Here is a 23,325-nt window from a genome sequence, read left to right on the forward strand (position 1 = left end):
TTTGGAAGCCGCGTCAAATGGCCGACGTGTAAAGATTGAAGGTTTGTCGGTAGAGAGGATGGATACCAAATTTAGTATATGAGAAAAGAACGGGAAATGTGCTTGACAAAATGTGGATTGCCTAGTATAATCATAATCTGTAAAGAGTAGAACCTTTACAGCATCTGCCGAAGGGAGTACCGTTCCGTTATGCCTAAGGATTACCAGATATCGGTTTTGTTAGACTTCTATGGTCAGATGTTGACGGAAAAACAACGGGATATGGTAGACTATTATTATAATGACGACCTGTCCCTTTCGGAAATCGCGGAAAATGAAGGGATTACGCGTCAAGGCGTGCGGGATTCCATTAAAAGGGCGGAATCACAGCTTTTTTTGATGGAGGAACGTCTGGGCCTTGCCAAACGGTTCAGCCAGGTTAAGGACGGTTTGGAAGAAATTCTGGTAGCGGCCAGGGATATTGAGCTTGCAAACATCAACGGCAGTTGCTCGAGGGAAATTGCCGAGAGAGTCCGCCGCATTATCCGGCTGGCTGAAACGTTAAATGAATGAACTTTTGGTTATGATAAGGATAAAAAGGATAAACAGGGAAAGAAGGGGAACGAGGCGTGGCATTTGAAGGTCTTGCTGATAAACTGTCTGAGGCGTTTAAGCGCCTGCGCTCCAAGGGTAAATTAACCGAGTCGGACGTCAAGCAGGCCATGCGCGAAGTGCGTTTGGCGCTGTTGGAGGCCGACGTCAACTATAAAGTGGCCAAGGATTTTGTGGCCAAGGTCACCGAACGTTCGGTGGGAAGTGAGGTCATGGAAAGTCTCACCCCGGCGCAGCAGGTGGTCAAGATCGTGGACGAAGAGCTGACGGCTCTCATGGGCGGGGAAAATACCCGTATCGACATGGCGTCAAAACCGCCCACCATCATTATGATGTGCGGCTTGCAGGGCTCTGGTAAAACCACGCACGCGGCGAAATTGGCGTCTTTGTTTAAACGTCAGGGGCACCGCCCCATGCTGGTGGCCTGCGATATTTACCGTCCTGCCGCTATCACCCAGCTGCAAGTCATGGGTGAAAAAGCCGGAGTACCGGTGTTTGAGATGGGTCAGATCGATCCGGTCAAGATCATCAAAGGGGCCATGCGGTTCGGCAAGGACCACGGCAACGACATTTTGATTTTGGATACCGCCGGTCGTCTGCACATCGACGAGGAATTGATGAACGAGCTCAAGCGCATCAAAGCCGATGTGGAACCCAATGAGATCCTATTGGTGGTGGATGCCATGACCGGTCAGGATGCCGTCAATGTGGCCAAGGCGTTTGACGATGCGCTAGGTATCACAGGTGTTATTCTGACCAAGCTGGACGGCGATACCCGCGGCGGCGCAGCATTGAGCGTCCGGGCTGTCACCGGGAAACCCATTAAATTCATCGGTGCTGGTGAGAAGATCGGGGATCTGGAACCCTTCCATCCCGCCCGTATGTCCTCCCGTATCTTGGGGATGGGCGATGTGCTCAGCCTCATTGAGAAGGCAGAGAGTCAGATGGATGAAAAGCAGGCCCGAAAGCTTGCCAAGCGCATGCAGGAAAATAAACTGGATTTTAACGATATGCTGGAACAAATGCTCCAAGTCCGCAAGATGGGTCCCCTTAAGCAGCTTTTGAGCAGTTTACCCGGTATGGAAAAACAGCTGCGGGACGTGGACATCGACGACCGTCAGATGGATCGCGTAGCCGCCATCATCCAGTCCATGACCATGGAAGAGCGTTCCAATCCCGATATCATTAACCCGTCCCGCAAACGTCGTATCGCCGCCGGCAGCGGTATGAAGGTGGAGGATGTCAACCGTCTGATCAAGCAGTTTGAGCAGGCTCGCAAGGTCATGAAACAGGTGGGCAGAGGCGGCAAGGGAAAACGCCGCCGGATGAATTTCCCACAGATTCCACAGATGTAATGAAACATTTTGATAGGTTCAGATTCTGAGCAGGAGGTGATATTAGATGGCAGTGAAAATTAGACTTCGCCGTATGGGCGCTAAGAAGGCTCCTTTCTACCGCATCGTGGTGGCGGATTCCCGTTATCCCAGAGACGGTCGTTTCATTGAGGAGATCGGTTACTACAATCCGTTGACCGAGCCGGCTGAGGTGAAAATCGACGCTGAAAAAGCCCAGAAATGGATGAAAAACGGCGCTCAGCCCACCGATACCGTCAAGGCTTTGCTGAAAAAGAACGGTGTCCTTTAATTCTTCGTGTTGTTTTCAGGAGGTAACATAATTGGAAGAGCTTTTGATTCAAATGGCCAAAGGCCTTGTGGAAGATCCCAGCGCCGTGGAAGTTTCTGTTGACGCTCCCGACGAAGAGGGTACTGTCGTGTATCACCTCCATGTAGCGGAAGGCGACATGGGCCGAGTCATCGGCAAGCAGGGTCGTATTGCCAAGGCGATGCGTACCGTGATGCGTGCCGCTGCCAGCCGTGTGGAACAGAAAGTGGCTGTGGAAATCGATTGATTTTCCAGGAGCTTCAGGCCGTTTTTCGGCCGGATAACATAAGATGCGCAAACATGGTCATAACACCGTTTTGTTGGTGTTATGACCCATTTGCTAATGGAGACAATTTTACAGTCCGGGAGGAGGAAAAACCTTGGTAAAACAGTATCTGGAAACCGGGCGGATTGTGGGGACCCACGGTGTGCGCGGGGAGATGCGAGTGGAGCCGTGGTCGGATTCGCCGGAAAGCCTGTGCCGTCTAAAGGCCCTTTATCTGGACGGCGGCAAAAGAAAACTGGATATTGTGTCCATTCGCCCCCACAAGTCCATGGTGCTTCTGAAGGTTCAGGGCGTGGATTCCATGGAGGCCGCTCAGGCAATGAGAGGGACAGTCCTATTTCTCAATCGGGATGACGTGCGGTTGGAAGAAGGCCGGCACTTTGTGCAGGATCTCATCGGGCTTAAGGTGGTGGATGCCGACAACGGCAATCAGTACGGTGAGCTGACCGATGTCAGCCGGACGGGGGCAAACGACGTTTACCATCTCCGCTCATGCGATGGAAAAGAAACTCTAATCCCGGCCATTCCGGACGTGGTGCTCCGCATCGATTTGGAGCAGGGCGTCATGGAGATCCGTCCTCTCAGGGGGTTGTTCGATGAGGATTGACATCATGACCCTTTTTCCTGAGATGTGTGAGACGGTATTGGGAGAAAGCATCCTAGGCCGCGCCAGGGAGAATAAACTGGTGGACATCCATTGCCATGATATCCGTGCCTACACCATCGACAAGCACCGTCGGGTGGATGATTATCCATACGGCGGCGGCATGGGGATGGTCATGCAGGCGCAGCCCATTTACGATTGTTTTGAAGCCATTGTGCGTGCAGCTGGCAGCCGTCCTCATCTCATCTACCTTTCCCCACAGGGAGGTGTATTCCGCCAAAGAAGAGCGGTGGAACTGGCGTCAATGTCCCACATCGCCTTGTTGTGCGGTCACTACGAAGGGGTGGACGAACGGGTGCTGGAGGAACTGGTGGATGAAGAAATCTCCATCGGGGACTTTGTACTGACGGGTGGAGAATTGCCAGCGTTGGCGGTGGTAGACGCGGTAGCGCGTATGCTTCCGGGAGTGCTGGCCGACGAGGAGAGCTTCACGGAGGAAAGCCATTATGGAGGCCTTCTGGAGTATCCTCAATACACAAGGCCTCCGCAATGGAGGGGACGGGAAGTGCCTGAGGTGTTGCTTTCCGGCCATCACGCCAACATTGCAACATGGAGGCGGAAGCAGTCTTTGCAAAGAACATTGCATAAAAGGCCGGATATGTTGGAACAATTTACTATGAGCAAAGAGGATGCGAAACTCATGTCTGCCATCCGAGAGGAAGAAAGTGCAGAGTAAATGTGAAAAGGGTTGCTCTTACCGGTGAAAAATTAGTGACTTTTTAGTTGTTTTTGACGATTTTGACAGCTTCTACAACCTCTGATCGTAAATAACAACCAAATGTTTTCCACAATTGCGTCAATGTACACAAACTTCGTGGACGAGGAAGGAAGCCCTATTAGGCATCAATACAAAATGTGATAAAAACCGGCGGGAATCTTGATAATCAAGTTGACGGTTTCTTAGTTTGTGTCTATAATGGGTAGTGAGATAATGTTTGGATGATAAATCCTTTATTGTTATGGGGGAGATTTTAGAATGTATGTAAAAGATGTTACTGTTCAGAACCAGGTAGGGTTGCACGCTCGTCCTGCTACTTTCTTTATTCAAAAGGCAAATGAGTTTAAGTCCTCTATTTGGGTGGAAAAAGAAGAGCGCAGAGTTAACGCCAAGAGTTTGTTGGGTGTTTTGTCCTTGGGCATCATCGGCGGTACCAGCATCCGCATCATCGCCGACGGCTCGGATGAGCAGCAGGCTGTGGATGGCTTGGTAGAACTGGTTGAATCCGGTTTTGCTGAGTAAGAAGCAAGGCACGATTAATAAAGGGCACCGTCCTGATGCAAGGGGCGGTGCTTTTTTCGTACATGGATTGGGGGGACGGCAGATGAATCCAAGGTTGGATGTTTTGCGGGAAAAAGCGAGACGTTTGCCGCTTACGCCAGGTGTCTATATCATGAAGAATCCAAAGGAACAGATTATCTATATTGGGAAAGCCAAGGCGTTGCGAAACCGGGTCAGCCAGTATTTTGGCGCTGGCAACCAGCATACACCTAAAGTGCGCCGCATGGTGGAGCAAGTGCAGGATTTCGACTATATCCTCACCGACAGCGAATACGAGGCCTTGGTACTGGAATGCAGTCTCATCAAGCAGTACATGCCCAAGTACAACATCCTGCTCAAGGACGACAAAGGATATCACTACGTCCGCGTGACCAAAGGACCTTGGTCGCGGATCTCGGAGGCCAAGCAGATGGCCGAAGACGGCTCCCTTTATTTGGGCCCTTATACCAGCGGCTGGACGGTCAAGCAAGCGGTGGATGAGGCCAATAAGATTTTTGGATTGCCCACTTGCAGCCGACGCTTTCCCCAGGAGATCGGAAAAGGAAGGCCCTGCCTCAATTTTTTTATCAAACAGTGCTGTGCCCCTTGCCGAGGAAAGATCAGCGCTGAGGAATATGAGGATATCGTGGAGGAAGCGGTGGATTTCCTAAAAGGAGGCAAGCCTTTTTCCAAAAAGGAATTGACCCAGAGGATGGAACAGGCGGCGGAAAATCTGGAATTTGAAAAAGCGGCGAGACTTCGAGATCGTATCCAGGCCATCGAACGGGTTTCTCAGAAGCAGAAGGTGGTTATGTCGAGGGTGCCGGTACAGGACGTCATCGCCATGGCCAGAGTGGGAGAGAAGGCGGCAGTGGAGGTCTTCCGGTTTACCAATGGACGTCTTCACGACCAGGAGAGCTTTCTTTTGGGGGAGATTGACACTGAACCGGAGGCGAGACAGGAATTTGTGGAGAGGTATTATACCATGCGTCCCGACGCCATTCCACCGGTCATCGCCATGGACGAACCGGCCGAAGATATGGAGCTGCTGGGACAGTGGCTGTCGGAACGGGCGGGACGAAAGGTGACGCTGCAAATCCCACAGAGAGGGGAACAGCGTCATTTGGTGGATATGTGCCGGGCAAACGCGGCGGAAAAGCTGGCCCAAGATGTGGGGCGGACCGGCAAAGAGGTGGCGGCCTTGGAGGAATTGGGAAGACTTTTAGGCCTGGATTCCCCGCCGCGGTACATTGAGTCCTACGACATCTCCAACACTGCAGGCAGCGACAACGTCGGAGCCATGGTGGTGTTTGAAGACGGACGTCCGTTAAAATCCGCTTACCGCAAGTTTGCCATCAAGGGATTTGAAGGGCAGGACGACTACGCCTCCCTTTACGAGGTGCTGTCCCGCCGCTTTCACCGCTACGAGGAGGAAAAAGAGACGGGGGAAGGATTCGGCCGTCTGCCCGACTTAATCCTCATGGACGGGGGCAAAGGCCAGGTGTCAGCCGTGTTGCCGGTTATCCGGGAGCATGGGCTGGATGTCCCTGTGTTCGGCATGGTCAAGGATGACAAACATCGTACTAGGGCCATCACATCAGAGGGGGCCGAGATCGCCATCGCCGCCACTCGATCGGTCTTTACCTTAGTGTCGGACATCCAGGAGGAAGTGCATCGTTTTGCCATCGGGTACCACCGTCAAAAGAGAAGTAAATCGGCAATCTCTTCTACGCTACAGGGCATTCCCGGCATCGGCCCGGCCCGGGCGAAGGCTTTGCTTCGTACGTTTGGAACAGTAGGCCGTGTCAAGGAGGCCACCGAAGAGGAACTCAGCGCCGTCAAGGGAATGAACGCGCAGGCGGCCAAAGCGGTGCGGGCGTACTTTGACGGAGAGGATTTTTAAACTTCTTGAAATATTTCCTGGGGAATGCTGCGGAAAAAGCAAACAAAAAGCCCTGTGCCGGTCTGCACAGGGCTTTTTCATCGTTTTATCAGGAGAATCTCATTGATTGATTTGGATGGAATAGGTACAGTGGAAGGCTTCCCCCGTATCCAGGGACAGGACGCCTTCCTTTTGCGTGAAATCACCGTGGAAATCCTCATAATCAGCGTGGCCCATCCAAGGCTCGATGCATACAAAAGGAGCCTTTTTGTCCGGGATGGTCCAGATCCCTAAGTAGGGGAATTCGCTAAAGTCGAAGACCAACCCTTTTTTATGATTTTTCGATACCAGACGCACGGTGCAGGATTTCAGGGACTCAAAAATAAGGGCGTCCTGGGAGAAAAGCTCGTGGCTTAATGCAATGGTGTTTTGACGGTCTAAAAAGGGAACTTTATCCCGTTTCAGAAGACCGTCGGTGTTGAGAGGGATACGATAAGCCGTCTCCTTGGAATCGAATACCAGGCTGTAATCCTCCAGGCTTTCACCTTCCTCAAGCGGACAGCGGAAGGCCGGATGGGCGCCGATGGAAAAGTACATGGTGGAACTATTGGGATTCAAGACTTCATAGGTCACCGAGAGATTGTTGCCCTCCAAGCGGTAAATGATGCGCAGCACAAAGGGATAAGGATAGATGGCCAGGGTATCCTCAGACGAGCTCAGTTCAAAGGTGAGATGGTTTGCCGATTGGCTGACCATCTGGAACTCCCGGACTCGGGCTAAGCCGTGCTGCGGGAGATGATAGGTTTTGTCTTCTATGGTATAGGAGTTGTCACGCAGCTTGCCGACGATGGGGAAAAGAATCGGGGCATGGTATTTCCAAAATGCAGGATTTCCGTCGGAAAGGTACTGCGTTCCCTCTTTTTTGCCGGTAATGTGATGGAGTTCTCCGCCCATGGTATCGACACTGATTTTTATTTGATCGTTTTCCAGCCAATAAAGCATAAAAGAAAACCTCCTTGTCAAAGATGCAAATAGATTCATCTTTAAAGTATAGTATAACAATTCAAACTTCGCAACCGTATTTCGAGAAATTAAAGGTGTTTTCCAGGCCGTCAGTAGGGCTTCCCCCTTGACAAACCCGCGCACTAGATGGGATAATGAGAAGGATAGAAAATAGTGGCAAAAGAGAATTTTTGACGATAGGATCAAAGCGTCCCACAGATTGTGGGGATCGATAGGGGAAAGAATGTCTGCTTTGGTTGGAAAGGGGCGGAGAACATGAGGGTGATTACAGGGCTTGCCAAAGGAAAACGCCTTGTCACGAGAGAAGGAACCGACGTGCGCCCCACCACGGAACGGGTGAAGGAAGCGCTGTTTAGCATCTTGCAGTTTGACTTGGAAGGTCGGCGTATTTTGGATTTGTTTGCCGGATCAGGTCAATTGGGCATCGAGGCATTGAGCCGAGGTGCGGCATCGGCGGTGTTTGTGGATTCCAGTTCGCAGAGCATCAAGGTCATCCAGCAGAATTTATTAAACACAGGTCTAGGACAAAATGCACAGGTGGTGTGCAGCGACTTTGCGTCTTATTTGGCGGGCAATACCGGTACGTTCGACATTGTATTTTTAGATCCGCCTTACCGCAAGGGCCTTTTGGAACAGGCGCTTCCGCTGGTAGCGCCGCGGCTCAACGCAGGCGGAAGCCTAGTGTGCGAGCATCCGAAGGGGACGGAGTTACCGCCTGAAGCAGGACCATTGACTCGGGTCCGGACGTATTCCTACGGCCAGGTTTTGATTTCATTGTATCGAGGTGAGGCATTGTGATTACAGCCATTTGTCCAGGTAGTTTTGACCCGGTGACGTTGGGGCATATTGATATTGTCACCCGCGCCGCCTCTATGTTTGACCGCGTCATTGTGACGGTCATGGCCAACTTTAATAAGAAACCGGCCTTTTCTGCCCAGGAGAGAATGGACATGCTTCGCCGCACCATCCATCTGCCCAATGTAGAGGTGGATTGTTACGATGGCCTGCTGGCCGATTACGCCCGGGAAAAGGGAGCTAAAGCGGTGGTCAAGGGCCTCAGGGCGGTGTCTGACTTTGAGTATGAATTCCAGATGGCCCTGACCAACAAACGTATGAACCCGGAACTGGAGACGGTATTCCTGACCACCCGGTCGGAATACATGTTCTTAAGCTCCAGCATTGTCAAGCAGGTGGCCACTTTGGGCGGGGATATCTCCGGCTTTGTGCCGCCCAGCATTATGGAAGAAATTCAATCTCGTTTTTATAGAGGAGGTCGTCTTACATGACTGTCGATGAATTACTGGATCAAATTGATGAATTAATGGAAAAAGCCTTTAATTTCCCGTTAAGCGGTGGAAAATGCGTTGTGGATTCCGAACGCGTACAGGAGATTGTGGATGATATTCGTCTCAACCTGCCTCAGGAGATCCGTCAGGCCAGGGCCATTGTGGCCGATCGCGGCGATATCATCGCCACAGCCCGTCGGGAGGGCGAGGGCATTGTCCGCGCCGCTGAGGAGCGCGCCCGCAGTCTGGTGGCCCAGGAGGAGATCACCAAGCAGGCCCAGCAGAAGGCCACGGAGATTCTCAGCCAGGCCCAGCTAAAGGCGAGGGAGATGCGCAAAGCGGCCAACGACTATGTGGACGAGCTGATGAAGCGGACCGATGAAGCGTTGACGGCCAATGTGGTGAGCGTGCGGGAGCAGGCCAAGAAAAACGACGAGGCCATGATGCAGCTCATTTCCGAACTGCGCCACACCCGTCAGAATCTGCGGTCCTCCAAAAACAGTGATTAAGGCAAATGGAATCGAAAAGGAAACCCCCGCTTCTCTTGAAGGGAAGCGGGGGTTTTATGATGGTTATGTTTCCTCCTGCTCAGGCGGATCGGTAAATACCGTTTCGATGATGCGGCTGCACTGCTCGGGAGAATAGCGCCAGCATTCCATCCGGTCGCCTTCAAAGAAATAACGGGGTTCGGTTGGGGGATAATCGGCATCAAAGGCGTCGATGATGATGAGCTTCACCTTCATCCGGTCGGGGATCAGACTCTTGATGAAGACGCAGGCCTGCTGTCCGGCATGGACGTCGTCACGAGGTTCGGCCAATCCGGCCAAGTTGGGAGCCAGCTCCACGAATACGCCGTAATTCTCCACGCTTCGGATGACGCCGGCAACCGTTTCCCCCTGTTCAAACAGGGCGGCGTTTTGTTCCCATGTGCCCAACAATTCCTTGTGGGTCAGACATACCCGGCCGCCCGGTTCCACCGACCGCACTACGGCACGGATATCCATGCCGGTGGAGAAGCGGTCCCTGGGATGGGAGATGCGGGAAACCGAGATGGAGTCGATGGGAATCAGGGATGGGAGTCCACAGCCGATGTCGGCAAAAGCGCCAAAAGGCTCCAAATGGGTGATGCGGGCGGGGATGATATCCCCGGGACGCAGGGCGGCGATGTAACTGCGCAAACATTGTTCCTGTACGGCCCGGCGCGATAACAAAGCGTACACCCCTAAGGAGTCCCTGTCAAACCCGGTGACGACAAAACACACCGGCTTATTGACCCGTGAGATGAGGGCGATGTCCCGCACCGATCCCTCCCGGATGCCGTAAGCCCCTTCGTCGTGGGGGATCATGCCCCGCATACATCCCACATCCACCCATAAATTATGCATACTGTCACACAATGTAGCACGTCCTTCCAGGATGCGTCCCTGTTGCCGCGCTTCCTCCAAGGCGGAGCGACTGCTTTGAGCGGCCTTGTTTTCCAACGTATCCAGCAGCAGGCCTTCGGGATAAAAATGCGTCATTTTCGTAACCTCCCTTTTGATGACCCCGGCGCTGACCGCCGGTTCGTTCCATATATATGACCCGGTCTGCTGGGTTTAGACGTGAAGCGGCCATGCAAATTTCACGGCAGGGTCAAAAGATGAAAATCCCCTGTCCGCCGCAGCATTTGAGAAGCCGTGCGGTGGGGGAGGCCAGGTGGCTGTCGGTCTGGATCATCAGGGTGACGCCGTCTTTGGGACTGCGCGCCCACACTGCCGCCGGTAACGCAGTGGTGTGGGTCATGTGCGGCGATTGCTTTTCGGAAGGGTTGCCGGGGAACAGCGGGTGGGAAGAGGGCTTGCTTGGGACGGCAAGCGGCCAAGAGACGTTTTGAGACCCGCTGCATGCGGGGAATAGACTGCCTCCCACGAAGGGAAGATGGGTGGTTTTGGGGCAAGGGTTCGAGACAATCTGGAAAGCGTAGGGTGTGCAGCCGTGGCCCTGTAAGGAACAGGCGGCCGATTGCGCCAAGGGCATGGAGGAAAAATGGGCGTAAATACGAGCGCGCATTGGAAAAAACTCCTTTCGGTACAATGACCAAAATTCTCAGGGAAAGGTTCCGGAAGGGTGTGGGGAATGTATTTGCGTTTTGTGGAAAACTGGTGGTATAATATACCACAATGTATGGTTAAAGGAGAATGGCCATGGATGTTCAAATAGGGGATATTTTGGAGATGAGAAAAAATCATCCTTGCGGCGGCAATTTGTTTTTGGTGCTGCGTTCGGGGATGGATTTTCGCATTCGTTGCCAGAAGTGCGGCCGGGAGGTCATGGTGCCCCGGGCCAAGGCGGAACGCAACATCAAAAAGATTATCCGGCCGGAGGACAAAGGGTAGCGTACCAGTCCGATTGTTTGGCAAGAATAAAAGGGAGAGGTGCGCAGTATGTTTGATAAATTGGCCGAAGTAGAAAAGCGGTACGACGAGATCGCTGAGAAGCTGTACGACCCTCAGGTCGTGCAGGATATGGAGCAGTACACCAAGCTGATGCGGGAGCAAAAGCAGCTGGAACCGGTGGTGGGAAAGTACCGGGAATACAAAGCCGCCAAAGCGTCCTTTGACGAGGCGAAGTCCCTGTTGGATGCCGGCGGGCTGGACAAGGATTTCAAAGAGATGGTGGAGGAAGAGCTTTCTTCCTCCCGGGAGACCATGGAACGGCTCCAGGAGGACGTCAAGGTGCTGCTTCTGCCCCGGGACCCCAACGACGACAAAAACGTCATCGTGGAGATCCGCGGCGGCGCAGGCGGAGAGGAAGCGGCGTTGTTTTGCGCAGTGCTGTTTCGGATGTACTCTATGTATGCCGAGACCCACGGATGGAAGGTGGAGGTGCTGGGCTCCAACGAAACCGAGCTGGGGGGCTATAAGGAAATCAGCTTTATGATCTCCGGCGAGGGGGCTTATTCCCGTCTGAAGTTTGAAAGCGGCGTCCATCGCGTGCAGCGGGTGCCTGAGACAGAGTCCCAAGGCCGTATCCATACCTCCACCGTCACAGTGGCGGTGCTTCCCGAGGCCGACGAGGTGGAAATCGACATCAATCCCACCGATTTGCAGATCGATACCTTCCGCTCCAGCGGCGCCGGCGGCCAGCACATCAATAAAACCGAATCGGCCATCCGCATCACCCATCTGCCCACTGGACTGGTGGTGGAGTGCCAGGATGAGCGCAGCCAGTATAAGAACAAGGACCGCGCCATGAAGATCCTTCGCGCCCGTCTGTTGGAGGGGGAGAGGGAGAAACAGGAGAGCGCCATCGCCGCCGAACGCAAGGCGCAGGTGGGCACCGGCGACCGTTCGGAACGCATCCGGACATATAATTATCCTCAAAGCCGTGTCACCGACCATCGCATCGGCCTGACCCTCTATCGGTTGGAAGCGGTTCTCAACGGCGACTTGGATGAGATTATCGACGCCCTCATCACCGCCGACCGGGCGGAGAAGCTTAAAGCGTCGGATCAAGAATAGACTTTAATCCCAGAAAGTAGCGGATGTTATGCATAAAACAGAGCATTTAACCATAGAAAAACCGGACGTGCAGGACAGCGGCATCCAACGTGCCGCCGCCATCCTGCGGGACGGAGGGTTGGTGGCCATCCCCACCGAGACGGTGTATGGCCTGGCGGCCGATGCCCTCAATCCCCAGGCGGTGGGACGCATCTTTGAAGCAAAGGGACGTCCTTCTGACAATCCGCTCATCGTTCACATCGCTCACCTGGAGCATATCACAAATGTGGCGCGTACCGTGCCGGAATCGGCCGATAAACTGGCAAAAGCTTTCTGGCCCGGGCCGCTGACCATGGTGCTCCCCAAAGCGAGCGGCATTCCGGACAAGACGTCGGGAGGGCTGGATACGGTAGGAATTCGGCTGCCCTCGCATCCCGTAGCTCGGGCGGTTATCGAGGCGGCAGGTGTGCCGTTGGCGGCGCCGTCGGCCAACCTATCCGGATCCCCCAGCCCCACCACTGCCAGCCATGTTCTGGCCGATATGGAGGGGCGCATCGAGGCGGTGCTGGACGGCGGCCCCTGCGGCGTTGGGGTAGAATCGACGGTGCTGTCTTTGGCGGGGAAACGTCCTCTTTTGCTCCGTCCCGGAGGGGTGACGCCGGAACAGATTGAGTCGGTCATCGGCCCCATCGACATCCATCCGGCGGTGTATCATGCGCTGGAACAGGGCCAAAAGGCGGAATCTCCCGGCATGAAGTACAAGCACTACGCTCCACATACCAAGGTGATGGTGGTCAAGGGAGACGGTCAAAGCTTTGCCCGATACGTCAACAGTCAGATAGGAAAGGTAGGGGCCTTGTGTTTTGACGAGGATCTGCCCCATCTTCATGTGCCGGCGGTGTCCTATGGGCACATGGGCCAGCCGGACACCCAGGCCCAGGGGCTGTTCGATGCCCTGCGGCGCTTGGATGGTTTGGATGCCGACGTGGTGTACGCCCGCTATCCTGATGTGGACGGCATGGGCCTTGCAGTATACAATCGGCTCATGCGGGCGGCGGCTTTTGAGGTGATCGAACTGTGAACCACGTGATTCTAGGGCTGACCGGTCCCACAGGATCGGGAAAAAGCACCATAGCGTCCATGCTGCGGCAAAGAGGCTTTGCCGTAGTGGATGCCGACCAGGTGGCCCGGGAGGTTATGGAACCGGGATCCCCGGTGCTTGTGCGGTTGCAGGATGTGTTCGGTCGGGACGTCCTGGAGAAAGACGGCTCCTTAAATAGAAAGAAATTGGCGGCTCGGGCGTTTGCTTCGCCCCAGTCTACCAAGATTCTTAACGACATCACCCATTCGGCCATCCTGGAGGAGATGGAGCGGCATCTTGCTTCTCTCCAGGAGGAGGGGGAGCGCCGCATCCTGCTGGATGTGCCGCTGCTATTTGAGAGCGGGTCGGATAAGATGTGCCATATGACGGCGGCTGTACTGGCGCCCAAGGAGACGCGTCTTGCGCGCATCATAGAGCGTGACGGTTTAACACGATCGGAGGCGCTTCATCGGATGGGCATCCAGCCGGAGGATGATTTCTATAGGAAGCGTGCTGACATCCTTTTGACCAATCAAGGGGATGCCAAAGAGTTAGAAATTCAAGTGGATGCTCTGTGCCGTCAGGTGGAAAGGAGACTTGTGGATTGAAAGGTTTTTTTGCATGGATTGGGACTCTATTGGTGCTGGCTGTCAGCGTGACGGGGCTTTGGTGGGCCAACGTGGATTTTACCAAAAAAGCCTATCCCACCCCTTACGCCGATCTTGTAAAGCAGTCGGCCCAGCAAGCCGATCTGGACGAAGCTTTTGTCTACTCGGTCATGCGGACCGAAAGCCATTTCCGTCCGGAAATCGAGTCCTATGCAAACGCCATCGGCCTGATGCAGCTCACGCCGGATACCTTTGATTGGGTGCGGTATGTGCTGGGGTCCGAGGAGGATTTGTCGGCTGAGGATCTAAAGACGCCACAGGTCAATGTTTATTATGGATGCCAGCTCCTGCGCATCCTTTTGGACGAATTTGAGAAGCCTGAGGTAGCTTTGGCCGCGTATCATGCCGGCCGGGGCAACGTCAACAAGTGGCTCCAGGACCCAGCCTATTCATCCGACGGCAAAACCTTAGAAACCATCCCCATTGAAGATACCAGGAATTATGTGGATAAAGTGATGCATACTTACAATATATATACCCATTTGTACCATTGGGAGTAAACCATATCAATTGACACAAGGAGGTCTTTTTTATGAGCGAACAAACCAAAACCCAAGCCCAGCTGCTCCAGGAGAAGCTGGCTTTAAAGCGTAAGAATCTGGGTCAGGAACTGCCTGATTCCACCATCGGTGAGGCCGATGCCTATTGCGAACAGTACAAGTGCTTTTTGGACAACGCCAAAACCGAACGGGAAGCCGTGGATACCATCGAGCAGATGGCGAAGGACAAAGGGTTCGTCCTTTACGAGCAGGGAAAACAGTATCAGCCCGGCGACCGTGTGTACTATATCAATCGTCGTAAAGCCGTCATTCTGGCGGTGATGGGAAAACGCTCTTTGGCGGAGGGCGTGCGTATCGCCGCGGCCCATATTGATTCCCCCCGCCTGGATCTCAAGCCCCAGCCTCTGTATGAGGACGGCGAGATGGCCCTCTTTAAGACCCATTATTACGGCGGCATCAAAAAGTACCAGTGGACGGCCATGCCGCTGTCCCTCCACGGCCGGGTCGTGCTGGGGGACGGCACATTTGTGGATGTAAAGCTGGGCGAGGATGAAGGGGATCCTGTATTCTGCGTCACCGACCTGCTGCCCCATCTGGCCAACGAACAGATGAAGCGCACGTTGAACGAAGGCATCAAGGGTGAGGAACTCAATATCTTAGTGGGATCCCGCCCCTTTAAGGATGATAAGGCGTCTGAACTGTGCAAGCTCAATATCCTGCGTCTGCTCCATGAAAAGTACGGCATGACCGAAGCCGACTTCCTGTCGGCCGAATTGGAACTGGTTCCCACGTACAAAGCCAAAGATGTGGGCTTTGACCGCAGTTTGATCGGCTCCTACGGCCAGGACGACCGTGTGTGCGCCTACACCGCCCTCACTGCTACTCTGGAATGCAAAGACCCGGAGCACACCGCCGTCACGGTACTGACCGACAAAGAGGAAATCGGTTCGGACGGCAACACCGGCCTCAATTCCGCCTATCTACAGTATTTTATCCAGTCTTTGGCGGACGCCGAAGGCGTGCCCTACTATCAGGTGCTGAGCCATTCCCAGTGCCTGTCGGCCGATGTCAACGCCGCCTTCGATCCCACTTGGCCGGACGTCATGGATCCCCGCAACTGCGCCAGGATCAATTACGGCGTGGTGGTTACAAAATACACCGGCGCCCGCGGCAAATCCGGGACATCCGACGCTTCGGCAGAATTCGTCGGCCAGATACGCCGTCTGTTTGATGAGAAGGGCGTCAAGTGGCAGATCGGCGAACTGGGCAAGGTGGACGCCGGCGGCGGCGGGACGGTCGCCATGTTCATCGCAGCCCTCAACGTGGACGTTGTGGATGTGGGCGTACCGGTCCTGTCCATGCATGCGCCTTTTGAGGTGGTGTCGAAAATCGACGTCTATATGGCCCACAATGCATTCAGCGCCTTTTTTGCCGACGGACAATAAGCTTTCTTGACGGATGAGGGGGAAAAGTGACGCTTTCCCCCTTGCAATTGGGAATATTACGTGGTATAATAATTCGGCAAAATACCAGAACACACGCAGGGCTGTTTGACGCGCTGGTGCCTTCCGTCCGGGAGGTGCGCGGCAGTGGAGAGGCCTTGCGGAGGTAACAACCAAAGGAGGATTTTATCAATGGCAGTTGTATCCATGAAACAGCTTCTCGAAGCAGGTGTCCACTTCGGCCACCAGACCCGTCGTTGGAACCCCAAAATGGCTCCCTACATCTTCACCGAACGCAACGGTATCTACATCATCGATTTGCAGAAGACCGTCCGCAAGCTGGAGGAAGCCTATATGTTCGTCCGCGAGCTGGCTGAAAACGGTGAAACCATCCTGTTTGTCGGCACCAAGAAGCAGGCTCAGGAATCCATCCGCGACGAAGCTCTGCGTGCCGGCGTTCACTATGTTAACGCCCGTTGGCTGGGCGGCATGCTCACCAACTTCCGCACCATCCGTCAGCGCATCGATCGTCTGACCCAGCTGCGCCGCATGGAAGAGGACGGCACCTTTGATGCCCTTCCCAAAAAGGAAGTCATTAAACTCAACCTGGAAATTGAACGTCTGGAGAAATTCCTCGGCGGCATTAAGGAAATGAAGAAGCTGCCCGGCGCTCTGTTTGTGGTTGATCCCAGAAAAGAGAAAATTGCTGTTGCAGAAGCTAAAAAATTGGGTATCCCGGTGGTCGCGATTGTCGATACCAACTGCGATCCCGATGAGATCGATTATGTTATCCCCGGCAATGACGACGCAATCCGCGCTGTCAAGCTGATCTCCGCCACCATGGCCAATGCTTACCTGGAGGGCAAGCAGGGCGAACAGGATGCGGCAGAAGAGGCTCAGTCTGAGGAACAAGCTCCCGCTGCGGAATAAGATTTGTAGGTGAAATGCCCGCGCCTTCAAAAGCACGGGCATTTTTTTAGAAACTATACTGATACAGGATATGGAGGAATAGAAGTATGGCTTTTACTGCCAAGGATGTAGCCGCTCTGCGTGAGAAGACCGGCTGTGGTATGATGGACTGCAAAAAGGCACTGACCGCTTCCGAAGGTGATATGGAGAAGGCTCTCGAATTCCTGCGTGAGAAGGGCTTGGCCGCTGCCGCTAAGAAATCGGGCCGTATTGCTGCAGAAGGCATTGTGTATGCCACTGTAGATCAGTCCAAAAAGGCCGGTGTCGTGATTGAAGTAAACTCCGAGACCGACTTTGTTGGCAAGAATGCTGAATTCCAGGCTTTCGTCGCCAAATTGGCTGAGACTGTTATCGATCAGAACCCCGCTGATGTAGATGCTCTGACCGCAATGAAGCCCGCTGGCTCCGATGAGACGGTGGAAGAGATGCTGCGTGAGAAGATCCTGACCATCGGTGAGAACATCAAGATCCGCCGTTTTGCCCGTCAGGAAGGCAATGTCGCCACTTATATCCATGGCGGTGGCCGTATCGGCGTTATGGTTAATTTTGAGGCTCAGAATGTAGACACTTCTGATGAGAAGTTTGCCGAGATGGCAAAGGATGTCTGCATGCAGATCGCCGCTCTGAATGCCGCTTACATTGACCGCGATGCAGTGTCTCCCGAAGTCATTGAGAAAGAGCGCGAGATCCTCATCGCTCAGATTAAGAACGATGAGAAAAATGCCAAGAAGCCTGAAAACATCATCAAGAAGATGGTCGACGGCCGCATTGGCAAGTTCTATGAGAACAACTGCTTGGTCGATCAGGCTTTTGTTAAGGACAGCGCTATGACTGTTGGCCAGTACATTGACAAAGTCGCCAAGGAATTGGGCGGTGTGATTAAGGTCAAGGAAATGGTCCGTTTTGAGAAGGGCGAAGGCCTTCAGAAACGTGAAGATAATTTTGCTGACGAAGTCGCCAGCATGATGAAATAAGGCTATCGGACAGAATCGGAAAAGATAAAAAAGGGGATCTATCTCTACGTTGGGATAGATCCCTTTTTTGTTATTAAGATCTGTTTGGAGAAGGGTTGGGAACGGATGAAGTTTGTCATCTGACATGGAGGGAAATACAAGGCTTCAATGGAAGAGAATCAGATGCAGAAGGAAAAATTATAGAGACCGGTTTTGGTTTGTGGTCTTTACAGAGTTGGTGGAATATAGTAAAATAGGATAAAATCAAGTGTAAGGGATGTTAGACGGATGAAACCGATTTATAAAAGGATTTTGTTAAAGCTCAGCGGCGAAGCCTTAGCTGGCCAGCAGAAAATGGGTTTGGACTATGATGTGGTCTTAGACATCTGCAAAGCGGTCAAAGAGATCGCCGATATGGGTGTGGAAGTTGGTATCGTCGTGGGAGGCGGAAACTTCTGGAGAGGCCGCAGCAGTGGGAAAATGGACCGTACCCGTGCCGATCATATGGGTATGTTGGCCACTGCCATCAATGCGTTGGGTCTGGCCGATGCGTTGGAGCAACTGGGCGTGGATGTAAGAGTCCAGACCGCCATCAGCATGCAGCAGGTAGCGGAACCTTATATCCGTAACCGTGCTGTACGTCACCTGGAAAAGGGGCGTGTGGTCATTTTCGGATGCGGGACCGGCAACCCGTTTTTCTCCACCGATACAGCCGCCGCCTTGCGGGCAGCTGAAATCGATGCTGACGTCATTCTCAAGGCCACCAATGTGGACGGCGTATACGACAGCGATCCTAGAGACAATCCTGATGCCCAGAAGTTCGACACATTGACCTATCTGGATGTTTTAAACAAAGAGCTTCAGGTAATGGATAGTACAGCGGCATCTTTGTGCAAGGACAACAGCATCCCAATCCTGGTATTTAATTTGGATAATCCTGAAAATATCGTCTCTGTAGTAACGGGACAAAATCTGGGAACAATTGTGAAGGAGGACTAGACCATGCAGGAAGCTATGAAGGAAGTTTTTGACAAAGTAAAACATAAGATGGACAAAACCGTCCAGAATTTTGTAGGTGAATTGGCAGCTCAGCGAGTTGGCCGTGCCAATCCCAGCGTGCTGGACAAAATCTCGGTGGATTATTACGGCGCCCCTACGCCCATCAATCAGATGGCGGCTGTATCGGTAGTAGAAGCCCGGATTCTGATGATCCAGCCGTGGGATGTCTCCAGTCTCCGCGCCATTGAAAAGGCAATCCAGACATCTGACCTAGGTATCAATCCCCAGAACGACGGCAAGGTGATCCGCCTGACCTTCCCGCCCATGACAGAAGAACGCCGCCGTGAAGTGGTGAAGGAAGTATCCAAACTGGCTGAAGATTCCAAGGTAGCCATCCGTTCCATCCGCCGCGACGCCATTGAGAAGCTTAAGGCTCTGCAGAAGAATGCTGAAATTACAGAGGATGATCTGAAACACGGTGAAAAGAAGATTCAGGATTTGACCGACAGTTTCTGTAAGGAGATCGCCGAGTTGGCTGAGAAAAAGAACAAAGAGATTATGGAAATCTAACATCCCAGGAAACGATAGGGAGAAGGGGACGGTGGTGAGGCCAATTGGCGAACCGCCCAGTCCCCTTTTTTGGTAAAATACGTGAATGGGATGGTTGGGGGATCTATGTTATTTCAAAAACGCAAGGCCCGTCCGGAAGAACAAGGGGGATTGCCGCGCCATATCGGCATCATCATGGATGGAAATGGACGGTGGGCAAAAAAGCGAGGCCTTCCCCGGATGGCGGGACATCGTGCCGGCGCGCAGGTATTTCGGAAAATCGCCCGGTACTGCAATCAAATCGGCATCCAATGTTTGACGGTGTATGCCTTTTCCACAGAAAATTGGAAGCGTCCTAAAGAGGAAGTGGACTCTATCATGGAACTCTTCCGGCAGTATCTGCGGGAGGCGCTGGAGGACTTTAAGGATGAAAATATCGTCACCCGCTTCATCGGGGATCGGTCGGTGTTGGCGCCGGATCTGATCCAGCTGATGGCCGAAGCGGAGGAGGCGTCGGCCAACAAGACCGGGATGATTTTAAACATCGCCATCAATTACGGCGGACGGCAGGAGATCGTCTATGCCGCCAGGAGATTGGCCCAGCAGTGTTTGGAGGGAAAGTGTTCCCCTGACGACATCACGGAACAGGCAATCGATGAGCAGATGGATACTGCCGGGCAGCCTGATCCGGATCTCATCATCCGTCCCAGCGGCGAGATGCGTACTTCCAATTTTCTGTTGTGGCAGTCGGCCTATTCGGAGTATTTGTTTGACCACATCCTGTGGCCGGATTTTAAGACATCCCATATCGATCAGGCCATTGAGGAATACCGCCGCCGGAACCGTCGATTTGGCGGCGTATAGCCATACCATCGTACACGAGAAGACGACGGAAAACTGTTTTACCCGCGAAGGGGATTATGATCCGGCCGGCGCGCCGTTTTGTGTTTAATAGGAGGGGCCATAATGAAGAATCGAATTATGACCGGGGTGCTTTTTGCGGTGTTGCTGGTGGCGGTGATGTTCGCGCACCAGACGGTTGTGTTGAATATTGTGGTGGCGGCGGTATCCCTGGTGGCGGTGTACGAGGGACTCCGTGCCACAGGTTTTGAAAAGAACAAACCTTTGACGGCGTTGTGCATCGTCTTTTGCGTGGTGACAGCCTTCCTGTCTGACCTTGCCCAGTTTAAAGGGGTCAACAGCGTGGTGTTTGTTTTTGTGGTCCTGTTTTTCCTGGCGGCCATGTACCGTCATGATGAACAGCCACTGGAACGCATTGGCCTTGCATTTGTCATTGCTTTGATCGTACCGCTTGGATTATCGTGCATGGTGTTCATGCGGGGCATTACCGGACAAAATGTGCCGTTTTACATCATGCTGACCATTATCGGATCTTGGGTGACCGACATCGGGGCCTATTTTACCGGTACATTTTTTGGCAAACACAAGATGGCTCCCAAGATCAGCCCGAAGAAAACGGTAGAAGGGCTCTTTGGGGGACTAGTGCTGTGTATTGCATGTTTTGCCCTATGGGGCTGGCTTTACCAGACCCTCTTTTTACAGGATGGGGGTACGGTACAATTCCTGCCGCTGATGCTTTTATCCATCCCAGCGTCTTTGGTAGGGGTCGTAGGGGATCTCACCTTTTCCCTCATCAAACGGGCATGCGGTGTCAAGGATTTCAGCAATCTCCTGCCCGGTCACGGCGGCATGCTGGACCGGTTCGACAGTACGATTTTTGTTGCCCCATTTTTATATTTAGCAATTCAAGTTGTCCCGATTATAACCTAGGAATCGGGGGAATATAACTATATTAGCGGCGGTGGGAAGTATGAGACGGATTTCAATTTTAGGATCAACCGGGTCCATTGGGACGCAGGCTTTGGATGTAGTGGATGGGCTGGATGTCCAGGTTGCGGCTCTGGCGGCCCATCACAATGTGAAGATGCTGGAGGAACAGATCCGGAAATACAATCCCCAGCTCGCGGCGGTGGTGGATGAAAAAGCCGCTGCCGATTTGACGGTGCGGGTAGCCGATACAGGATGCCGCATCGTCGCGGGGGAAGAGGGGCTTTGTGAAGCGGCGAGTCTTTCCCATGTCCATACGGTGCTCAACGCTGTGGTGGGCATCGCCGGCCTGCGTCCCACATTGGAGGCATTGGAGGCGGGCATCGAACGTCTGGCACTGGCCAACAAAGAGACGTTGGTGGCCGGTGGAGCCCTTGTGATGGCCAAGGCAAAACAAAAGGGTATCGCCATTGCGCCGGTGGACAGCGAGCATTCTGCTATTTTCCAGTGCCTACAGGGAGCGCCCTCCAAGAAAGCGCTTCGCAAAGTCATCCTGACCGCATCGGGCGGTCCTTTCTTTGGAAAGACCAGGGAAGAGCTTACGAATATCACTCCTGCCCAGGCATTAAAGCATCCCAATTGGTCCATGGGGAATAAGGTGACCATCGATTCGGCTTCCCTGATGAACAAGGGTCTGGAGCTCATTGAGGCGGTATGGCTTTTCGATTTGGAACCCTCCCAGGTGGATATTATAGTCCATCGGGAGAGCATCATCCATTCCATGGTGGAGTACGACGATCATTCGGTCATTGCCCAGATGGGGGTTCCGGATATGCGTCTCCCCATCCAGTATGCCTTGACATGGCCGGAGCGTACGGCTTGCCCAGTGGAACCGCTTGATTTGATCGCCTGCGGGAAACTGACGTTTTATCGTCCGGATGAGGAGACGTTTATCTGTCTGCCCGCTTGTAGGGAGGCCATCGCGAGAGGAGGTCTGGCGCCTGCGGCGGCAAACGGCGCCAATGAACGTGCGGTATCCCTGTTTCTGGAGGGGAAAATCCCCTTTTTACGCATTGGAGAACTGGTGCATGCCGCCATGCTTCATCAGCAGTCGGCGGATCAAATTACATTGCAGAGCATCTTAGAGGCCGATAGGGCAGCGCGTCAGTTTGTGGATTCTCAAGTGAGGTGATTGTTATCAACATTGTTTTTACCATCGTTATAACGGTTCTTGTTTTTGGAGTGCTCATTTTCATTCACGAATTGGGCCATTTCCTGGTGGCCAAGGCAAACGGCATCAAGGTCAATGAATTTGCCATCGGCATGGGCCCGACCCTGTTAAAAAAGCAGGGGAAGGAGACGGTGTATGCCCTGAGAGCCTTTCCCATCGGCGGCTTTGTCAGCATGGAGGGAGAGGATGGAGAAAGTCAGGACGAGAGAGCTTTTAATCATAAACCGGTGTGGCGGCGGGTGCTGGTTACCATAGCGGGCGTGGTGATGAACCTGTTTTTGGGGCTTGTCCTGCTGTCCATCATCAACGCTTGCTTTTCCGGGAACGCTTTGGCGTCCACAACCGTTTCGGTCATCGAGGAAGGCGCCATGCCTGGACAGACCGGCCTTCAGGTAGGGGATCGGATCACCTCCATCAACGGCACGGCTGTGTTTGTGGATTACGATATTCAGTTCAATCTGCTGCGGGACAACGACGGCGTCGTAGACATCGGCGTGGAGCGGGACGGGCAGAAAATGACGTTAAACGGCGTCACCTTTGATACCGAAGTGGGCGAGGACGGGGTACGCCGCATCCAAGGCTTTGGATTTAAGGTAAAGCCCATTGAGAAAAATGTTTGGACGGTGGTGAAACATTCCGCCTTGCAGACCTTGTCGGTAGGACGTCTGGTCTGGCTCACCTTAGTGGATCTTGTGACCGGCAATGTGGGAATGGAACAGCTGTCCGGCCCTGTTGGAACGGCCAATGTCATCAGTGAAGCGGCCCATCAGGGCATGGAATCCTTCCTGATGTTGGTGGCCTTTATCAGCATTAATTTAGGCGTCTTTAACCTTCTCCCCATCCCGGGACTGGACGGTGGACGTCTGTTGTTCTTGATTATTGAGGGGATCCGCCGTAAACCCATTCCTATAAAGTACGAGGGTATTGTAAACTTTGTAGGATTGGCTCTTATGATGCTCTTGTTGGTGGCGGTGACCTTTAACGATATCGTGCGCATTATTCAGGGGGGCTAGT

At 53.3% G+C, this 23,325-nt stretch carries 28 protein-coding genes; 25 read left to right on the forward strand and 3 right to left on the reverse strand.

Annotation, left to right across the window (positions count from 1 at the left end; genetic code table 11):
* The first annotated feature begins 189 nt into the window (after positions 1–189).
* From ylxM to uvrC, 8 genes are all read left to right on the forward strand, one after another.
* Entirely contained in the window at positions 190–552 is a 363-nt protein-coding gene (gene ylxM, locus C12CBH8_RS03445; protein WP_090266777.1) for a YlxM family DNA-binding protein, read from the forward strand.
* A gap of 56 nt (positions 553–608) precedes the next feature.
* Positions 609–1,946, forward strand: coding sequence for a signal recognition particle protein (ffh, locus tag C12CBH8_RS03450; protein ID WP_099323328.1), 1,338 nt, complete (start codon positions 609–611; stop codon positions 1,944–1,946).
* Positions 1,947–1,992: 46 nt separating this feature from the next.
* Positions 1,993–2,235 (forward strand): 30S ribosomal protein S16, encoded by a 243-nt coding sequence (rpsP, locus tag C12CBH8_RS03455; RefSeq protein WP_090266771.1) that lies wholly within the window; start codon positions 1,993–1,995, stop codon positions 2,233–2,235.
* 31 nt (positions 2,236–2,266) lie between these two features.
* Positions 2,267–2,500: a KH domain-containing protein gene (locus tag C12CBH8_RS03460; protein ID WP_090266768.1), complete on the forward strand. Its 234-nt coding sequence runs from the start codon at positions 2,267–2,269 to the stop codon at positions 2,498–2,500.
* 133 nt (positions 2,501–2,633) lie between these two features.
* Positions 2,634–3,146 carry a ribosome maturation factor RimM gene (gene rimM, locus C12CBH8_RS03465; protein WP_090266765.1) on the forward strand — a complete coding sequence of 171 codons (513 nt, stop codon included), beginning with the start codon at positions 2,634–2,636 and terminating at the stop codon, positions 3,144–3,146.
* A complete protein-coding gene (trmD, locus tag C12CBH8_RS03470) occupies positions 3,136–3,879 on the forward strand; it encodes a tRNA (guanosine(37)-N1)-methyltransferase TrmD (RefSeq protein ID WP_099323329.1) in 744 nt (247 codons plus the stop codon). Before rimM ends, trmD begins: the two co-directional genes overlap by 11 nt.
* Before the next feature lie 300 nt (positions 3,880–4,179).
* Entirely contained in the window at positions 4,180–4,443 is a 264-nt protein-coding gene (locus tag C12CBH8_RS03475) for an HPr family phosphocarrier protein (protein ID WP_099323330.1), read from the forward strand.
* An 82-nt stretch (positions 4,444–4,525) separates the two neighbouring features.
* Complete coding sequence (gene uvrC, locus C12CBH8_RS03480) at positions 4,526–6,364, forward strand: excinuclease ABC subunit UvrC (protein ID WP_090266757.1); 1,839 nt, start codon at positions 4,526–4,528, stop codon at positions 6,362–6,364.
* A gap of 99 nt (positions 6,365–6,463) precedes the next feature.
* On the opposite strand, the gene C12CBH8_RS03485 is transcribed toward uvrC, so the two are convergent.
* Positions 6,464–7,345, reverse strand: a complete 882-nt coding sequence (locus tag C12CBH8_RS03485) for an aldose 1-epimerase family protein (RefSeq protein WP_090266754.1) — start codon at positions 7,343–7,345, stop codon at positions 6,464–6,466.
* A 276-nt stretch (positions 7,346–7,621) separates the two neighbouring features.
* On the opposite strand from C12CBH8_RS03485, the gene rsmD reads away from it, so the two are divergent.
* The 3 genes from rsmD to C12CBH8_RS03500 are packed head-to-tail and all read left to right on the forward strand — an operon-like array spanning position 7,622 to position 9,161.
* Positions 7,622–8,164, forward strand: coding sequence for a 16S rRNA (guanine(966)-N(2))-methyltransferase RsmD (gene rsmD, locus C12CBH8_RS03490; protein WP_090266753.1), 543 nt, complete (start codon positions 7,622–7,624; stop codon positions 8,162–8,164).
* A complete protein-coding gene (gene coaD, locus C12CBH8_RS03495) occupies positions 8,161–8,652 on the forward strand; it encodes a pantetheine-phosphate adenylyltransferase (RefSeq protein ID WP_171846422.1) in 492 nt (163 codons plus the stop codon). Before rsmD ends, coaD begins: the two co-directional genes overlap by 4 nt.
* Positions 8,649–9,161, forward strand: a complete 513-nt coding sequence (locus C12CBH8_RS03500; RefSeq protein WP_090266748.1) for an ATP synthase subunit B family protein — start codon at positions 8,649–8,651, stop codon at positions 9,159–9,161. The genes coaD and C12CBH8_RS03500 overlap by 4 nt, the downstream gene beginning before the upstream one ends.
* Before the next feature lie 63 nt (positions 9,162–9,224).
* Here the strand turns inward: C12CBH8_RS03500 and C12CBH8_RS03505 are convergent, their stop codons facing one another.
* Positions 9,225–10,172 (reverse strand): S1 RNA-binding domain-containing protein, encoded by a 948-nt coding sequence (locus tag C12CBH8_RS03505; protein WP_090266746.1) that lies wholly within the window; start codon positions 10,170–10,172, stop codon positions 9,225–9,227.
* A gap of 112 nt (positions 10,173–10,284) precedes the next feature.
* Positions 10,285–10,701 (reverse strand): hypothetical protein, encoded by a 417-nt coding sequence (locus C12CBH8_RS03510; RefSeq protein WP_215533541.1) that lies wholly within the window; start codon positions 10,699–10,701, stop codon positions 10,285–10,287.
* Between the two features lie 134 nt (positions 10,702–10,835).
* Here C12CBH8_RS03510 and C12CBH8_RS03515 point away from each other — a divergent pair, with 134 nt between their 5' ends.
* From C12CBH8_RS03515 to rseP, 14 genes are all read left to right on the forward strand, one after another.
* The gene (locus tag C12CBH8_RS03515; protein ID WP_090266742.1) at positions 10,836–11,027 is read left to right on the forward strand and encodes a DUF951 domain-containing protein; all 192 of its coding nucleotides are present in this window, start codon (positions 10,836–10,838) and stop codon (positions 11,025–11,027) included.
* Positions 11,028–11,075: 48 nt separating this feature from the next.
* Positions 11,076–12,152, forward strand: coding sequence for a peptide chain release factor 1 (gene prfA / locus C12CBH8_RS03520; protein WP_215533542.1), 1,077 nt, complete (start codon positions 11,076–11,078; stop codon positions 12,150–12,152).
* Positions 12,153–12,180: 28 nt separating this feature from the next.
* Positions 12,181–13,212, forward strand: a complete 1,032-nt coding sequence (locus tag C12CBH8_RS03525) for an L-threonylcarbamoyladenylate synthase (protein WP_215533543.1) — start codon at positions 12,181–12,183, stop codon at positions 13,210–13,212.
* Complete coding sequence (gene coaE / locus C12CBH8_RS03530) at positions 13,209–13,820, forward strand: dephospho-CoA kinase (RefSeq protein WP_215533544.1); 612 nt, start codon at positions 13,209–13,211, stop codon at positions 13,818–13,820. The genes C12CBH8_RS03525 and coaE overlap by 4 nt, the downstream gene beginning before the upstream one ends.
* A complete protein-coding gene (locus C12CBH8_RS03535) occupies positions 13,817–14,380 on the forward strand; it encodes a lytic transglycosylase domain-containing protein (RefSeq protein ID WP_215533545.1) in 564 nt (187 codons plus the stop codon). Before coaE ends, C12CBH8_RS03535 begins: the two co-directional genes overlap by 4 nt.
* A 32-nt stretch (positions 14,381–14,412) precedes the next feature.
* Positions 14,413–15,825 (forward strand): aminopeptidase, encoded by a 1,413-nt coding sequence (locus tag C12CBH8_RS03540; RefSeq protein WP_215533546.1) that lies wholly within the window; start codon positions 14,413–14,415, stop codon positions 15,823–15,825.
* 189 nt (positions 15,826–16,014) lie between these two features.
* Entirely contained in the window at positions 16,015–16,752 is a 738-nt protein-coding gene (gene rpsB / locus C12CBH8_RS03545) for a 30S ribosomal protein S2 (RefSeq protein WP_090266729.1), read from the forward strand.
* 86 nt (positions 16,753–16,838) lie between these two features.
* The gene (tsf, locus tag C12CBH8_RS03550; protein ID WP_090266727.1) at positions 16,839–17,765 is read left to right on the forward strand and encodes a translation elongation factor Ts; all 927 of its coding nucleotides are present in this window, start codon (positions 16,839–16,841) and stop codon (positions 17,763–17,765) included.
* Positions 17,766–18,032: 267 nt separating this feature from the next.
* On the forward strand, positions 18,033–18,743 hold the full coding sequence (gene pyrH / locus C12CBH8_RS03555) for a UMP kinase (protein ID WP_090266726.1): 711 nt from the start codon (positions 18,033–18,035) through the stop codon (positions 18,741–18,743).
* A 15-nt stretch (positions 18,744–18,758) separates the two neighbouring features.
* Entirely contained in the window at positions 18,759–19,313 is a 555-nt protein-coding gene (gene frr, locus C12CBH8_RS03560) for a ribosome recycling factor (protein WP_090266817.1), read from the forward strand.
* A 105-nt stretch (positions 19,314–19,418) separates the two neighbouring features.
* Positions 19,419–20,156, forward strand: a complete 738-nt coding sequence (gene uppS, locus C12CBH8_RS03565; protein WP_099323341.1) for an undecaprenyl pyrophosphate synthase — start codon at positions 19,419–19,421, stop codon at positions 20,154–20,156.
* Positions 20,157–20,258: 102 nt separating this feature from the next.
* A complete protein-coding gene (locus C12CBH8_RS03570) occupies positions 20,259–21,083 on the forward strand; it encodes a phosphatidate cytidylyltransferase (RefSeq protein WP_215533547.1) in 825 nt (274 codons plus the stop codon).
* A gap of 40 nt (positions 21,084–21,123) precedes the next feature.
* The gene (locus C12CBH8_RS03575; RefSeq protein ID WP_090266719.1) at positions 21,124–22,272 is read left to right on the forward strand and encodes a 1-deoxy-D-xylulose-5-phosphate reductoisomerase; all 1,149 of its coding nucleotides are present in this window, start codon (positions 21,124–21,126) and stop codon (positions 22,270–22,272) included.
* Positions 22,269–23,324 (forward strand): RIP metalloprotease RseP, encoded by a 1,056-nt coding sequence (rseP, locus tag C12CBH8_RS03580; RefSeq protein WP_246441681.1) that lies wholly within the window; start codon positions 22,269–22,271, stop codon positions 23,322–23,324. Before C12CBH8_RS03575 ends, rseP begins: the two co-directional genes overlap by 4 nt.
* Position 23,325: the final 1 nt, after the last annotated feature.

The organism is Solibaculum mannosilyticum (assembly GCF_015140235.1).
Classification (GTDB): domain Bacteria; phylum Bacillota; class Clostridia; order Oscillospirales; family Acutalibacteraceae; genus Solibaculum; species Solibaculum mannosilyticum.